14 protein-coding genes and 1 pseudogene are annotated in these 15,613 nt (G+C 24.0%); 2 read left to right on the forward strand and 13 right to left on the reverse strand.

The window, feature by feature from the left end:
* Positions 1-27: 27 nt before the first annotated feature.
* The 12 genes and pseudogenes from CJ670_RS06825 to CJ670_RS06875 form a co-directional block, all read right to left on the reverse strand.
* Positions 28-276, reverse strand: a complete 249-nt coding sequence (locus CJ670_RS06825) for a hypothetical protein (protein ID WP_105939391.1) — start codon at positions 274-276, stop codon at positions 28-30.
* A complete protein-coding gene (locus tag CJ670_RS06830) occupies positions 273-1,064 on the reverse strand; it encodes a P-loop NTPase family protein (RefSeq protein ID WP_105911127.1) in 792 nt (263 codons plus the stop codon). The genes CJ670_RS06825 and CJ670_RS06830 overlap by 4 nt, the downstream gene beginning before the upstream one ends.
* Positions 1,065-1,114: 50 nt before the next feature.
* On the reverse strand, positions 1,115-1,939 hold the full coding sequence (locus tag CJ670_RS06835; protein WP_105911128.1) for a TIGR00282 family metallophosphoesterase: 825 nt from the start codon (positions 1,937-1,939) through the stop codon (positions 1,115-1,117).
* Positions 1,936-4,359 (reverse strand): PAS domain-containing sensor histidine kinase, encoded by a 2,424-nt coding sequence (locus CJ670_RS06840; RefSeq protein WP_105939392.1) that lies wholly within the window; start codon positions 4,357-4,359, stop codon positions 1,936-1,938. Before CJ670_RS06840 ends, CJ670_RS06835 begins: the two co-directional genes overlap by 4 nt.
* A complete protein-coding gene (locus CJ670_RS06845; RefSeq protein ID WP_105939393.1) occupies positions 4,356-6,290 on the reverse strand; it encodes a PAS domain-containing protein in 1,935 nt (644 codons plus the stop codon). The genes CJ670_RS06840 and CJ670_RS06845 overlap by 4 nt, the downstream gene beginning before the upstream one ends.
* 2 nt (positions 6,291-6,292) lie before the next feature.
* Positions 6,293-6,670 carry a response regulator gene (locus CJ670_RS06850; RefSeq protein WP_105939394.1) on the reverse strand — a complete coding sequence of 126 codons (378 nt, stop codon included), beginning with the start codon at positions 6,668-6,670 and terminating at the stop codon, positions 6,293-6,295.
* 1 nt (position 6,671) lies between these two features.
* Positions 6,672-7,082, reverse strand: a complete 411-nt coding sequence (locus tag CJ670_RS11090) for a CZB domain-containing protein (protein WP_228154222.1) — start codon at positions 7,080-7,082, stop codon at positions 6,672-6,674.
* A gap of 6 nt (positions 7,083-7,088) precedes the next feature.
* Positions 7,089-8,075, reverse strand: a pseudogene (locus CJ670_RS11065) (methyl-accepting chemotaxis protein); the annotation flags it as partial.
* 52 nt (positions 8,076-8,127) lie between these two features.
* Positions 8,128-9,288, reverse strand: a complete 1,161-nt coding sequence (locus CJ670_RS06860; protein ID WP_105939396.1) for a BaiN/RdsA family NAD(P)/FAD-dependent oxidoreductase — start codon at positions 9,286-9,288, stop codon at positions 8,128-8,130.
* A gap of 3 nt (positions 9,289-9,291) precedes the next feature.
* Complete coding sequence (locus CJ670_RS06865; RefSeq protein WP_105939397.1) at positions 9,292-10,512, reverse strand: ArsS family sensor histidine kinase; 1,221 nt, start codon at positions 10,510-10,512, stop codon at positions 9,292-9,294.
* Entirely contained in the window at positions 10,509-11,189 is a 681-nt protein-coding gene (locus CJ670_RS06870; RefSeq protein WP_105911134.1) for a response regulator transcription factor, read from the reverse strand. The genes CJ670_RS06865 and CJ670_RS06870 overlap by 4 nt, the downstream gene beginning before the upstream one ends.
* Positions 11,190-11,219: 30 nt before the next feature.
* Positions 11,220-11,699: a Spy/CpxP family protein refolding chaperone gene (locus CJ670_RS06875; protein WP_105939398.1), complete on the reverse strand. Its 480-nt coding sequence runs from the start codon at positions 11,697-11,699 to the stop codon at positions 11,220-11,222.
* Positions 11,700-11,847: 148 nt separating this feature from the next.
* Here CJ670_RS06875 and CJ670_RS06880 point away from each other — a divergent pair, with 148 nt between their 5' ends.
* Positions 11,848-13,953, forward strand: coding sequence for a cache domain-containing protein (locus CJ670_RS06880; RefSeq protein ID WP_105939399.1), 2,106 nt, complete (start codon positions 11,848-11,850; stop codon positions 13,951-13,953).
* Positions 13,954-14,898: an endonuclease/exonuclease/phosphatase family protein gene (locus CJ670_RS06885; RefSeq protein WP_105939400.1), complete on the forward strand. Its 945-nt coding sequence runs from the start codon at positions 13,954-13,956 to the stop codon at positions 14,896-14,898.
* Positions 14,899-14,903: 5 nt separating this feature from the next.
* Here CJ670_RS06885 and CJ670_RS06890 read toward each other — a convergent pair whose 3' ends face one another.
* Positions 14,904-15,584 (reverse strand): response regulator transcription factor, encoded by a 681-nt coding sequence (locus CJ670_RS06890; protein WP_105939401.1) that lies wholly within the window; start codon positions 15,582-15,584, stop codon positions 14,904-14,906.
* Positions 15,585-15,613: the final 29 nt, after the last annotated feature.

Consider the following 15,613-nt stretch of genomic DNA (forward strand, 5'->3'; position numbering starts at 1 on the left):
CTATTTTGTATATATTTTTACACTTTATTATAAAAGATATTTTCCTATCAAAATACCAATAATTAAACCAATATTTAAAGCAACTGCAACTTTCATAATTGATAATTTTTTATCAGAATAAGGGATTCTATTTACAATATCTTCTTGAAGTTTTAAACTCTCTTGAAAACTAGAAGATGCTTTTTCTAAATTATCAATTGATGTTCTAATCGCAATTTCGCTAAATTCCATTCTTTCAACAAGCTCTTTTGCTTGTTTAAAGCTCATCTCGCTCATTTTTTAATCTCTATCCATTTATCTAAATCACAAAATATTTTATTTAAAGTATTAAGCACATAATCTTTTGCTTCAGTTTGAATTCTTCTAAAAAATAGATATTTTCTAGCAGCTTCAACATCTCCTAACTCTTTTGCTTCAATAGCTTTTTTAGCAAAATCTGTATTATTGTAAGCCATCTCCCAAACTGTACTTCCCAAATATCTACTCATAGTGATAATTTTGTCATTTTGAACTGGAAAATATTTTGGATCTTTTACAAAATCACAAATCACTGAGTTTGAATCAAGATATTTATGTCCAAAGAAGTTTATAAACTGCTCGCTGTAATAATCCTCTTCCATAGAAATAGAACGTGTTAGAGCAAAAATAATATTATCTTCTGGATTTTTCTCAATTTTTCTAATTTTTTTCATAGTTGCAATTGCATTTTTTCCATCAAGCTCACCATCTCCTAAAGGAATAATCCACTTAACATTTCCAAAACTTCCAACTTTTTTTATCTCATCAAGTACTAAACTTGAAGTTTTATTTCCACCAACATCAACAATAACTTCATGCTTGTCATCCATTAATATAAGTTCATCTAGCTCTGTAATTTTATTTGTTCCTAGCATTCTTTTGTTTACTATTTCAGTTCTTGTAAAAGATTGTGAATCATTATTTTCATCATCAATTTCTATATAAGTGATTTTTTTACCATGTTTTTTATACAAATATGGAGCAATAACTTGCATAGCAACAGTAGATTTACCTACCCCACCTTTTGTTTGCGGAATTATTATCATTTTATAAGCCTTTTTTAAACAAATATTCTTTGATTTTATCTAAAGTATCATTAAATAATTATTGCATCACTAATATGCAATTTACTACTATTACAATATTTTTTTATCTTAAAAGAGTTGATAGCTTTTCCATCTTCTATATCTACAACCATCATTTGAAGTATTGCTTTACAAGAGTTTGGGACTTCAAAGTGGCTACCAATTCCAGTTGTTGCTCTTTTTATTGGTGCTTTTTCATCCATTCCTATAACATTATCATAGCAACCAGTTAATCCAATATCTGTTAAATATGCAGTATTTTGAAAAATTTGCAAATCATCTGTTCCTACATGAGTATGAGTTCCGCAAATTGCACTAACTTTATTTTTAAACATCATAAGCATAACTCTTTTTTCACTAGTTGCTTCACCGTGAAAATCTACAAAAATATTTTTAATATTTTGTTCCTCTAAACTTTTTATTAATTTTGTAGCCCAGTTAAATGGATTTTCAACCAAAGGCATTGCAAATTGTCCCATAAGATTTATAACCGCTAGTTTTTCATCTTTTTCTTCAATTTTAATATCACATATTTTCAAACCAGTTCCAACTACACCTTCTGGATAATTATCTGGTCTTAAAACATTTCCACTTTCATGTAAATATTGAACATCTTTTTTCTTATCAAAGCTATGATTTCCACCTGTAATCAAATCAATTCCACTAGAAAATAGCTCTTTTGAACTATCAATTGTAAGCCCAAAACCATGACTTGCATTTTCACCATTTGCTATAATAAAATCTATTTTTTGCTCTTCTTTAATAGTTTTTAAACTATCTTTTATAATCTTTCTTCCAGGACGACCAACTATATCGCCTATAAATCCTATTCTCAAACCTTATCCTCTTTTATTTTTTTGAGCCTTATTTCAAAAAGTGCTCCATTATCTTCATTGTAAGCTTTTATACTACCATTATGCTCTTCTATTATTTTTTTTGCAATAGATAGACCAATTCCCATTCCACCTTGACTTTTAGAACTTGTAAATGGTTCAAATAGTTTTTTTAATATCTCTTTATTTAATCCACCAGCATTATCTTTAAATTTTATAAGAATATTATTTTTCTCTTCTAAAATATCAATTTTAAGCTCTCTATTTTCATAGTTTTCTATCTTTACTAATTCATCAAGAGCATTATTTATAATAATAATCCAAATTTGCTCAATTCTTTGTTTTTGAATATTACTCATAAAAATAAATCTATTGTTGTCAATATTATTTATATCAAAAATTTCACCATTTAAATATATTTTACTAATATGTTTTGCTCTATTATGTGCCATAGTCAAAGCCGTAAGTATAGTCGCATATATATTAAAATCTGTTTTTTCACTTTCATTTGAATGAGAAATTTCTCTCATACTTTCGACTATATTTGCAATTCTATTTAAACCCTCTTTTATTTTTTTACTATCTTGCAACATTCTATTTTTTATATCTGAATTATCAAGAGCTTCAATATCGTAGTGCATAAGCTCTAAATTTCCTTTTACATATGTCAAAGGAGTATTTATTTCATGTGTAATTCCAGCTGATAAAACTCCAATGTAGCTTAGTTTTGCACTTTTTAACTGTTCTTGATAATGGATTTTATCTTTTGTTTTGCTCTTTTCTAACTCTTTTTTAATTCTTTTTTCAAGATTTAGATTTAACTCCTGAAGCTTTCTTTTATCTTCTAGTGAGTTTATTATAAAAATAATTCTAGCCTTTTTTGCAATTAAAATTAAAGATAACTCAAGATGGATAGGAGTATTATCTTTTTTTATAAATATCTTTTCAATTTTTAATATTTTTGTAAAATCAACAATCCCTCTTAACATATTTTCCAATAACTCTTTTGAACTATTACTAATTATATCAACTGGTGATAATTTAAGTATCTCATCTTGCGAATATCCAAGAAGTTCTGATATTTTACTGTTAGCTTTCACAAATTTATTTTCTAAATTCAATAAAGCAATACCGCTATGAACATTTTCAAAAATAGCATCGTACTCTTCAATTTTAAGATTCAAGTTTTTATATAGATTATAAATTCTTTTTTTATCAGTTGCATCTTGACATATTATATTGTAAGCGATTGTTTGCTCATTTTCAATTTGCTCTTCAACAAAAATATCTACCCAAAAACTCTCTAAATTTTTTCTTTTTCCTTGAACATTTCTTAGTTCAAAAGTTGATTTATTTAACTCATTTTTTACAGCTTTTTTAAAAACTTGCTTCATATCTTTAAATACAAAAAGTTTATAACTATGTCCTAAAAGTTCGCTTCTTGAATATCCTAAAAAGTCACTAAAAGCAATACTAACTTCATTTATTATCCCATCTTTATCAATTTGAATAAACATAATATGCTCATTCATAATTTTTTGATTTTCATTTAATACAAGAGAATTTTCTACTATATCAAAATTTAATTTTTTGTTTTCATCTTCTATCTTTTTATTCTCTTTATTTATAATATATGTAAAAACAGATGCCAAAAGTAAAGCCAAAATAAAAACAATAAAGACAACAACTTTATAATAATTTTGTATAAAACTACTTTTTTCGTCAATACTTTTATCCATCAAAAAAGTATAAAACTTATCATTTTTTATAAAAACTTTTTTATAAATATATTCATCGAGCGGAATTTGAAACATATCTTTATCTAAAAAATTGCCATTTGTATCTTTGATTAGTATTTTTTTGTTATAAGAGCTTGAAATTTCATCTAAAATAGCTTTTAAATCAACTTTTAAAATATAAAACTTGTTTTCACCTCTAATTGCAAAATTTAAAAAATTATTCTCTTCATCTTCACAATATTGGAAAATCTCAAACTTATTTAAAGATTGTAACTCTTTAAAGTATGGCTCCATAAATATAGATTTTAATCGTTGCGAAAAGTAGTTATCTTTTTTATTTTTATTTACTAGATTTAAACTCTCTTTTGAATCAAAATCAACAACTCTAAAAGTTGCAATATTTAAATCTTTAAATAAACTATCATTTACAAAAGTTTTTATCTCATTTTGATTATTTATTTTTGATAAAATTGGCTCTATAAATAAAAGTTTATCAGTGTAATTTTTTATATAATCTTCAAATTTTTCGGCTTGAGTATCTAAAATATACTCAATTTTTTTTACTTCTATTTTAGTACTATACATTGAGTAAAAATTATTAAAAGCAATATTTATAAGAAATAAAAGTATTAAAATAAAAATAGTAAATGCACCAAAAAGTTTTATATAAAATGAAGTTTTCAAAATATTTTTGCCTTTTTGAATTTTATATAATAACCTGTACTATTTTCTAAAATATTGCATAAAAATATAGCTTGATTTTTATCTGCTAAAAGTTTCACTAAATATATTTTTGAATCAAATTTATTCTCATCTTCAAAGTTTAAAAGTTGTTCAAGAAACTCTTTTTTTCTTATGTCTTTTATATTATCTTCAATTTTTAAAACTATTTCATCTGAATTTTCTTCTATTTGCAGTGAAATATTTACAATAACTTTTTCTAAAGAGTAATTTTTTACAAAATCTAAAATAGTAGAAAGAATATTAAGAATAATATTTTTCAAATCATTATGCGCAATATTGAGTTTAATATTTTCATCAAAATCATATATTATTTCAAGCCATGAATTATCAAATTTATTTGATATTTTATTTACTATATCAAAAAGATTTGAACTCATATTTTGTCTTGAAGAAAATAGAGTTTTTGTCTCATTTAACATATCTGATAACTCTCTTAATTCATTTTCAATACTATTTTTGACCTCTTCTATTTTTGAGATATCAAAATCATTTTTAATATTTTCTAGTTTTAATAACTCAAAATATATTTTTGATATTGGTGTTTTCCATTGGTGTGAAAAACTATCCAAAATTTTTGACATAAGTGCAACTTTTAAAGAATTCAAAGCTGTTTCATCTTGAATTTTCAAATCATTTAATCTATTTGATAAATCATCTTTTAACAATCTATTTGTTTTTTCAAGCTGTTTTGTTGCAGTTATATCTGTTCTTATAGAAGAATATCCAATATGTTGTTTTTTCTCATTGTATTTTGGAAACAAAGATGTTTTAACCCAATATGTATTTCCAAATTTATCTATATTTTTTACTTCACCTTGCCATGTTTTTTTTGCTCTTAATTCTTTCCAAAGGTTTTTATAAAAGTTTTGTGACATATCAGGATGTCGTAAAATATTTACATTTTTATCAATAAGTTCATCTTTAGAATATCCTGACATTTCACAAAAATATTTTGTTGCAAAAGTAATTTTCCCGTCCAAATCTGTATCAAGTTTCAAAACATATCTATCTACTTGAGATAATAATTCATCATAACTATTTTTTAAAAGTTTATTTCTAAACTCTTGAATTCTTGTTCTATAAAATAAAAAAACAATAACTGCAAAACTCAAACCTAAAAATATAGTCAAAAAATTATAAAAATCATTTAATTTTTTTATTTTTTTATTTTTTTCTAATAAGTTTGATTTTAAATAAAGAGTTTTTTTATCTTCTAATTCAAAAATTGGGATTAAAATAAAAAGTTTATTTTCTTCAATATCAGAAGAGTTTGAAACAAATTTTTCAAATATTAATTCTGAATTTGAATTTAACTTATTTAAAATTTGATTAAAATTAAACTCAAAATTTACAACTGCTAACAAATTTAATTTTTCATCAATAATTGGTTTTGAAAATACAACAATGCTATTTTTATCACTATATTTTATAGAAACTAACTCTTTTTTTGAAGCTACTACTTTTTGTGTAATTTTTAGATTAAAATTATCATCAAAATTTATATCTTTAAAGTTTAGTATTGGATTATTTTGTAAAGAGTAAAAACTAATATCATATATTCCTAAAGTTTTATAATATGAAAACTCTGGCTCAAACTCAAAATAAAGCTCATCTTTTATCTTATTTTCATCATTTTTTTGAAAAATAGATATTAGTTTTTTATTTTTGATAAATCCATTAAAATATATAAAATCACTTGTTTTAATCAACTCTTCATAATATCTGTTATATTTAGTTAAAGTCTCTTGTTTATACTCATTTAAAATATCTTCAAAACTACTATTTTTAAACCAATTTATTACAAAAATAGCTATAGAAAAAGATAAAATAAAATATAAAAAATACCTAAAAATTAGGTTTTTATTTTTCATTTTTAAGCTTCTAGAACTTCAATTACCTTTTTTTCTAATGAATCAAGAGAACTAAAAGGTTTCATAACATAGTTTGTTGCACCTATTTTATGAGATTTTAAAACCTTATCCAAAGTTAAATAAGCAGTCATCATAATAACTTTTTGATCACTATTTATCTCTTTTAATTTTTCTAAAACATCTAAGCCATTCATCTGTGGCATCATAATATCAAGTAAAACTAAATCATACTTTGTGCTACTATTTATTGAACTCAAAGCAGAAACAGGATTTGAAAATGTTTGAACACTAAAATCTGGATTTCTATTTAGAAATCTGCTTAACATATCTAAAATTTCTATTTCATCATCAATTACTAAAATTGAATACTTTTTACTCATTTTATTTCTCCTCATTAAATAGTTTATTTGCAGCTTCTTTCATAACTTGCTCATTTTTCTCTTCAAGAATTCTATCTAAGAATATAAACACTTGTTCACTTGCTTTTTCAACAAGATCAATTTTATTTTCAATTAACTCTTTAGAGCAAGATATCTCATTTCCAGAACACTCATTTGCAAGAATATTTGCCTCTTTATGCACAATTGAGTGTGGATTATCCAATCCTTTATAAGAGTGTGTGAAACTAAACTCTTGTTTTCCAAGTCCTGAACTGTACCACTGCCCTAGTCTACACTGTGTATGGTCAACTGGTTTAAAGTTATGAGAGTTTCCAAAAATTAGTTGATATAAATTATTTTTATAAATAACATGGTCGAGTTTTGCAAGATTTATAAAGATTTTATTTGAGATACTTTCAACTTCAAAAACAGCTCTATTTGAATTTTTTTGGAATGTATTCATTAATTTACTTAAAGCTTCAATTCTTCCTTTTGTCTCATTTACAACCGATGTAACAGTATCTGAACTCTCTTTTATCTTTTCAGTCTCTTTTTGAATAGTTGTAACAACATCTTTTATCTGTTTTGCAGCATCCGCACTTCTACTTGCAAGATTTCGAACCTCTTGTGCAACAACAGCAAAACCTTTTCCAGCTTCTCCAGCAGTTGCTGCTTCAACCGCTGCATTTAATGAAAGAATATTTGTTTGAAATGCAATTTCTTGAATTATATTTATAACTTGAGCGATATCTTTACTTTTTGAAACCAAAGAATCTACAACCTCATTTTCACTAGCAATCTCTTTGTATAAATTATCTGTATCAATTACAACTTCTTTTGTAAGAGTTAATCCTTGTGTTGAGCCAATTGCTGTCTCTTTTGATTCTTTTTGCATTTCTTGAAGCTCTTTTAAAAGTTCCAAATATGTAGTTTGAGTATCACCTAAAGATCTTGTCATATTTTTATTATGTCGCTCTAAAAGTCCACCTTCTTTATTATCATGAATAGATGTTTTTACCAAAGATATAATATTGTAGTTATTATATTTTTTTACTGAGATTTTTGCTTCACACTCTTCAAGAATCACTTTATCTTCATTGGCTTTAACAGCATTTATAATTTCTGAAAAATCTTTTATATTTGATTTTGATAAATCATTTACAAAAAAAACTTTATCCTCTTTATCTAAAACTACAACTCCTTCTTCTTGTGAAAAAGCTGAGATAGTTTTGTAAAGTTCAATCTCTTCATCTTTATTTTTAATAATATTCTCTAGTTTTAAAGAGCTTGAATTAGCCAAATTTTTTAATTCATTATCTTTATCTTCAAGCCTATTTTTAAGCTCTAAAATCTCATTATTTAAAGATTCTATCAAAATATCATTTTTTTTGTTTCCAAAGAACATAAAACAATCCCCTTTTTGTATTATTATTGTTTGAAAAGTATCCAAAAATAACTTAATTCTTATTTAGCTCATTTGCACAGATAAAAGCTTGAGAAAATACTATTTGAAAATTAAAGCCACCTAACTCTCCTGTTAAATCCAAACACTCTCCTATAAAATATAAATCTTTTTGCTTTAAACTCTCAAAAGAGTTATGATTTATCTCATTTGTATCAATACCACCTTTTGTAACTTCAGCTTTTGTATATCCAAAATTTCCAGCAGGACTTAACTCATAATTTTTTAGAAGTTTTAATTTCTCTAAATCTTCTTGTGTTAATTTTGAACAATTTTTATCTTCTAAATCAACTGAAGATAAAAACTCTTGAATAAATCTTTTTGGCAAAGGAAGTGCAGTTGAAATATTTTTATTTCCAGTTAAAAAACTCTCTAATTTTTTATTTGGTAAAAAATCTATTTGTATTTTTCCTTTTTCCCAATATAAAGAAGATGTTAAAACAGCTGGTCCACTAAATCCTTTGTGAGCAAAAAGAAGATTTCCTTCAATTTTCTTTTTTCCATCTTTACCATCTACAAAAATATTTACAAATATTGATAATCCTGATAACTCTTTAAACCAAAACTGCTCTTTTTGAACAGTAAAACCCACAAGAGCTGGGTTTAATTTGTTGATTGTATGCTCAAATTTTTTTGCTAAATCAAAAGCAAAACTCGAAGCTCCTAAAGAGCTATAAGATAATCCACCACTTGCAACTACAACTTTTTTTGACTCTATTTTTCCATTTGATGTTTGAATTGTAAAAAAGTTATTAAAATCTACATCCAAAACTTTTGTTTCAAAATATTTTTTAATATGAGAAGTTTTTAAAGAGAACATATCAATAATATCTTGACTAGAGTTACAAAAATATGTTCCTTTTACAATTTTAGGGTTAATTTTTGGAAAAACTTGATTTTTATTTAAAAAATTTAATAAATCATTTTTTGAAAATTTTTCTAAAATCTCTTTTGCAAAAGTTCTATCTCCTAAATAGTTTTTATCACTTACAAACTCATTTGTAATATTGCATTTAGCTCCACCTGAAACCTTTATTTTTTGCCCTATTTTGTTATTTGATTCTATGAGACAAATATTTTTAAACTTATTTTTATCCAAATTTGAAGCAAGCATAAGTCCACTTGCACCTGCTCCAATAATTGCTATATCGAAAATTTTTTATCCTTTTTTGATAGTAAAAATATTTTTACTATCTTCATATTTATAAAGCAAATTATATCCATTTGCCTTTAAAATATTAAAAACAATATAAAGACCTAAACCAAAAGACTCATTTGAGGATTTACTATAAAAAGGTTCAAGATATTTTTCAAAATCTCCTTCTAGTTTTTTTCCACTATTTACAAATAATATATTTTCATTTTGTGTCAAAATTTCCACTTTTTTATTATTTGAATATTTTATTGCATTATCAATTAAGTTTTTTATAGCTATTGAAAATAGTTTGAAATTTACATTTAATTTTATATTTTCGTATGAACTTTTAACACAATTATCATCTATCATCAAAATATCTTTTGCATTATCAAGTAAATCTTCCAAAAAATAACTCTTCTTTTCTAAAACTTTATTTTGAGAAATAAGCTCTTCGATTGTTGCAAATTCGTTTATTAAACTTTCTAAGCGGTTAAAAACCATCTTTAGTTTTTCAATATTTTCTTCACTCTTTTCAAGTTGCAAAAGAAATTTTCCTTTTGTTATTGGAGTTTTAAGTTCATGCATAATATTTCTTATAAAAATATTTCTTGACTCTTTTATATTTTTAAGTTTTATTGCACTTTTTTTGAACTCATTTGCCAAAAGAGTAACTTCATCTTTACTACTACTATTTGATAATTCAAAATCAAACTTTTCATCACCAAAATTTATAACCTTATCTTTTAACTCTTTTAGTGGAAGTAGTTTTTTGAGAGTATTTATATATAAAATTGTAATTACAATTAAAAGAGAAACAAATACAAAAATAGTATAAAAACTATTTGTAAGATTTTGGGTGTCTAAATCTTTTATTAAAATTTGACTATCTAATTTTTCAAAAAATAGATAAATTTTTCCATCTATTTCAAATATTTTAAAAGTTTCATTATGTTTATTTGATCTTGCAAAAATGATTTTTTTATTATTACTTAAAATATTTTTTATCTCTTCTTTACTTTCAAATAGTTCATAATTCATATCTGATAAATTTTTATGAAAATCTTTATCAAAATAAAATTTCTTACCACTTACCATTTTTATTATTGGTTTATATCTTTCAAAGATTTGTTCATTTTTTTTGAAGTTTTCGTGGCTTAACAAAAATATAAAAGATATTATCAATAAAACAGATGTTATAAGAAAATTTAGCGTTGTAGAAAATATTATTGAATTTTTATTCATTGTACAAATTTATATCCCATTCCTCGAATTGTTTGAAGATATTTTGGCTCTTTTTGATTATCTTCTATTTTATGCCTTATTCTATTTATAATAACTGCAAGTGAGCCACTACTTTCATAATCACTATTTAAAATATCAGAGTTTTCAAAAATATCATCACGGCTTACAATAAATCCTTCTCTTTTTATAAATAAACTTAAAATCTCAAACTCTGCAGCCGTTAATTTTATAGAAAATCCATCTTTAGTAATATCTTTTTTTTCTTCATCTAAAACAAAAGTTTTTTTAATATTTGGCTCATCTATTTGCATTGATTTATTAAATCTTCGTAAAATTGTTCTTATTCTTACTTCTAACTCTCTTGGGTCATAAGGCTTTGGTAAATAATCATCAGCACCAAGCTTCAAAGCTGTCACTTTATCACTTATATCGCTTCTTGCGCTTGAAATTATTATTGGAATATGAAACTCATCTACAACTCTTTTACAAACATCTAATCCATCCATTCCAGGAAGAGTCAAATCTAAAATTAGTAAATCAAACTTTTGTAGTTTTAAACTAGAAAGAGCCAAAAATGGCTCTTCAAAATTTACTACTTCAATATTAAACTGCTTTAGATACAAAGATAAAACCTCTGCTAATTCTAAATCATCTTCTATCATTGCAATTTTTATCAAAGCAACTCCTTATTTTCTAGTTTTTAATTTTTAGTCTTCAAATCTTTTTTTCATCTTATCTTTTCTTGAATCAAGTAAAGTTCTTAATTGCTCTTTTTGTTTTGAATCTAAAACTTTATAAGCTTTATCAATTAAATCTGCATGTAACTCTTGATTTTTCTCTCTTTTATTTTTCATTATTTTTTCAAATTTATCTTTATCGAAACTATCTTTAGTAAATGCATCACAAGGAAGTTCCTGATTTTTTCTACTTTCACCAATTATGTTATCAATTTTTGTTTTTTGATCTGCTGTTAAATTTAGTTCATAAAACATTCCTACAATACCATAATTTTGTTTTGACATTTTTTTACCATCTTTTTGATTCATAGGACAATTTTTGTTATCCTTTTTAAAATCAGAATTTCTATCACCTTGTTGTGCGTACAAACCACTTACTAATATTGAAGCTAATGCTAAACTTGAAACGATTTTTTTACCTGAAATCAGGATTCCACTTTGTTTCATCATTTTCTATCCTTTTTTTTGATATGTGAAATTATTACACAAATTTCTTAATCATATTTAAATTTTATATTAATGCAAACTTAATAGATAAATCAAACAATAATATCTATTATGTTAAAATTTACATATTCAATAAATTTAAAGGTCTAATTTGAAATTATCAAAATTTATAACAAAATTTATATTTATTACTTCATTTTCATCTATTATAGCAGCATTCTTAATCTCTATTTTTTTTCAATATCAAAATTTTAAAAATGAGTTTAACCACTACAAAAAAGAGTTTACAGAACAAAAAAAGAAAGAAGTAAAAAATGAAGTTTTAATGATTTATGGATTAATAAAATATAAAGAAGAGTTATTAAGAAAAACTGTAGAAGATAGATTAATAGATAGAGTAAATCAAGCTTATGCTTTAGCTATGGATATTTATCAAACTAATAAACAAATAAAAACTGAAGATGAAATAAAATATTTAATAGCACAATCTTTAAATAATTTTAAATTTAAAGACCATAACAACTATTTTTTTATAAATAGCAATAAAGGTCAAGCTATACTATTTGATAATAAAATAACTCTTGAAAATTATCTTGATGTTTGGGATTTAAAAGATTCAAATGATGATTATATAATACAAATTCAAGCACAAATAGCAAAAGAGCAAAAAGAGGGATTTTCAACAAATAACTTTACAAAACCAAACTCAAACGATAAAAATAATTACTCAAAAATATCTTATATAAAACTTTTTGAACCTTTTGATTGGCATATTGGAACTGGTGAATATATAGATGAATTAACTAAAAATAATCAAGAAGAGATACTAAATTGGCTAAATACTCTAAAATATGAAAATAGTAGTTACTCTTTTTTAAATACTACAGATGGATATACTCTAATTTTTGAAGGCAAAAAAGTTGAGCCAAAACCTCATCCATATCCTGAGTTATTTAAACAACAATTAGAAATTTCTAAAAATCCAAATGGTGATTTTTTTGAATATAAGTTTAAAAAACCAAATAGCAATGAAGAGTTTGAAAAAATATCTTTTATGAAAACTTATGAAGATTATAATTGGATTATTGGTTGTGGAGTATATTTAGATGAAATAGAAAAAGAATTACAAAGAAAAAATGAAATTTTTAAGAAAAATATAACTCAACAAATAGTTTCTATGTTTATTATATTTTTATTTATTTTACTTGCTATTTATTTTATATCAAAATATATATCAGATTTTATAAATAAAAATATAAAAAATCTAATTTACTCTTTTAGTAAAGCGGCTTTAAAAAATGAAAAGATAGATACAAATAAACTTAATTTTAAAGAGTTTATAATTCTTGCAAATAGTCTAAATAAAACCCTTGAAAATAAAAATATGGTTGAAAAAAAGCTTCAAGATTATATAAATATTGTTAATCAAAATGTAATAATTTCATCTACAAATATACAAGGAGTTATAACTGAAGTTAGTGAAGCATTTTGCGAAATTTCAGGATATAAAAAAGATGAATTAATAGGAAAATCACACAATATTGTAAGACACCCTAATACTCCTGCTAGTTTTTATAAAGAGATGTGGGATACTCTTTTAAGTAAAAAAGAGTGGAGAGGCGAAATTAAAAATCTTGCTAAAAATCAAGATATTTATTGGATTTATGCAATTATAACTCCTATTTTAAAAAATAATGAGATTGTAGGTTTTACATCAATTAAATCAAATATAACAAATAAAAAACATATAGAAGAGCTTTCAATAACAGATGAATTAACAAAAATATACAATAGAAGATTTTTTAATATAAAAATCGAAGAGGAGATAAATAGAGCAAAAAGAGATAATAAAGAGCTTTGTTTAATTATTTTAGATATTGACTTTTTTAAGCAATACAATGACACTTACGGTCATCCTAAAGGTGATATTGTAATAAAAAGTGTAGCAAATATTTTAAAAAACAAAACAAATAGAGCTGATGATTTTGCATTTAGAGTTGGTGGAGAAGAGTTTACAATAATTACTCATATTGAAAAAGAGAAAGTTTTTGACTATGCAATGTCTATTAAAGATGATATAGAGAATCTAAAAATAGAACACTCTTTAAATAAAGTTTCAAAATATGTAACAATTTCTCTAGGAGTAGTTTGTAAAAATGCTATTGAGATAAATAGTAGTGAAGAGATATATAAACAAGCTGATGATAATCTTTACGAAGCAAAAAAAAGCGGAAGAAACTGTGTGGTTGTAAAATAGATGATAATAAAAATTGCTACTTTTAATCTTTTTCAGTTTTGCTCACCTGACTTTTCATTTTATACAAAAAAAGAGAAGTTTAAAAAAGAGGATTGGGAAGAAAAAAAAATTTGGATAAAAGTGCAGTTACAAAAAATGGATTGTGATATTGTAGGTTTTCAAGAGGTTTTTTCTCAAGAAGAGTTAAAAAAGTTAGTTTTTGAGTGTGGATTTAAAGATTTTATTGTAGTTGATGAAGCAAAATTAGATGAAAAAAATAAAGTTTACAAAACAACAACAGTAGCCTTAGCTAGTAAATTTCCAATAAAAGAGATTAAAAAAGTTTCAAAAAGTGATAATTTTACTTTTGCTAGGGAACCTATAAAAGCAACAATATCTTTAAAAAATGATTTAGATATAAATGTATATGTAGCTCATTTAAAATCAAATAGATTAAATGAGTTTGAGTATAAATTTACAAAAGACTCAACACTTGAAGAGAAGAAAGAAAAACTAAATATCGCGCTTAAAAACAACTATTCACTATCACTTAAACAAAGACTTAATGAAGCAAAAACACTCCATTTTGATATAAAAAAAGAAAAAATAGCTTCAATTCTACTTTGTGACTTAAATGATAGAGAGTTTTCAATAACTATTGATGCTTTGACAAATAAGAGATTTTATATAAATGAGTTAAAAAAAGATGATTTTATACTTTTTGATAGTTATGATATTTCTCCAAAAAAAATTTATAACCCACACCCTGAGTTTAAAGGATTCAAAAGAGTACCTACGAGCTATTTTGTAGGATATGGAAACACTCTTGATTTTATTTTTGTATCAAAAGATTTAGAAAATAGTATAAAAAATCATAAAATTTTTGATGAGCATTTAAAAAAAAACAAAAATGGAACTCTAAAACAAAGTGATCATGCTCAAGTTGTTTGTGAAATAGAGATTTAAAAGTTTTAAGTCTCTATATAATATCCAACTCCTTGAATATTTTTTAAATAGTTCAAAGGTAATTTCTTTCTAAAATTTTTTATAAATTGTCTCATTGCATTTTGGCTCATTAAAATATTGTCATAACATATATGATTAAAAATCTCTTCATATGAAATAACTGATTTTTTTGAGAGCAAAAGCTCCAAAAACAAAATCTCTTTTTTTGTTAAAACAAACTCTTCATTATCATTTGAGATAATAGATTTTTGGATATTAAAATACCAATTATCTTTTAGTATTTGAATACTCACATTCTGATTTGATTTCAAAAAAGATTCAAATGCCTCAATTAATTTTGCATTTGTAATAGGTTTTACTATATATTTTATTAAGTTAAGTTCAGTTGCCTCTAAAAGATAGTCCAAATTTGTATATGCAGAAGTTATTACTACTTTTATATCTTTGTCATTTTCTCTAATCTTTTTTATTAAATCAATTCCTGATTCATTTTCCATCTTTATATCAGTCATTAATAAATCTGGTTTTTCTAAAATATACTTTTCATATGCCTCTTTAGAATTTTTTGCAACAAAAACTTCTTTAAAATAGTGCTTTAAAATCTCTTCAAAATTTTCTCTTATTCCTCTATCATCTTCAACATATAAAATAGTAAATGCTCGAAGTTTTTTTAGTAAATTATTCATATTTTATAAAAATCCATATTAGTAAAGAT

Source organism: Arcobacter cryaerophilus gv. crypticus (assembly GCF_002993025.1).
GTDB lineage: Bacteria > Campylobacterota > Campylobacteria > Campylobacterales > Arcobacteraceae > Aliarcobacter > Aliarcobacter cryaerophilus_B.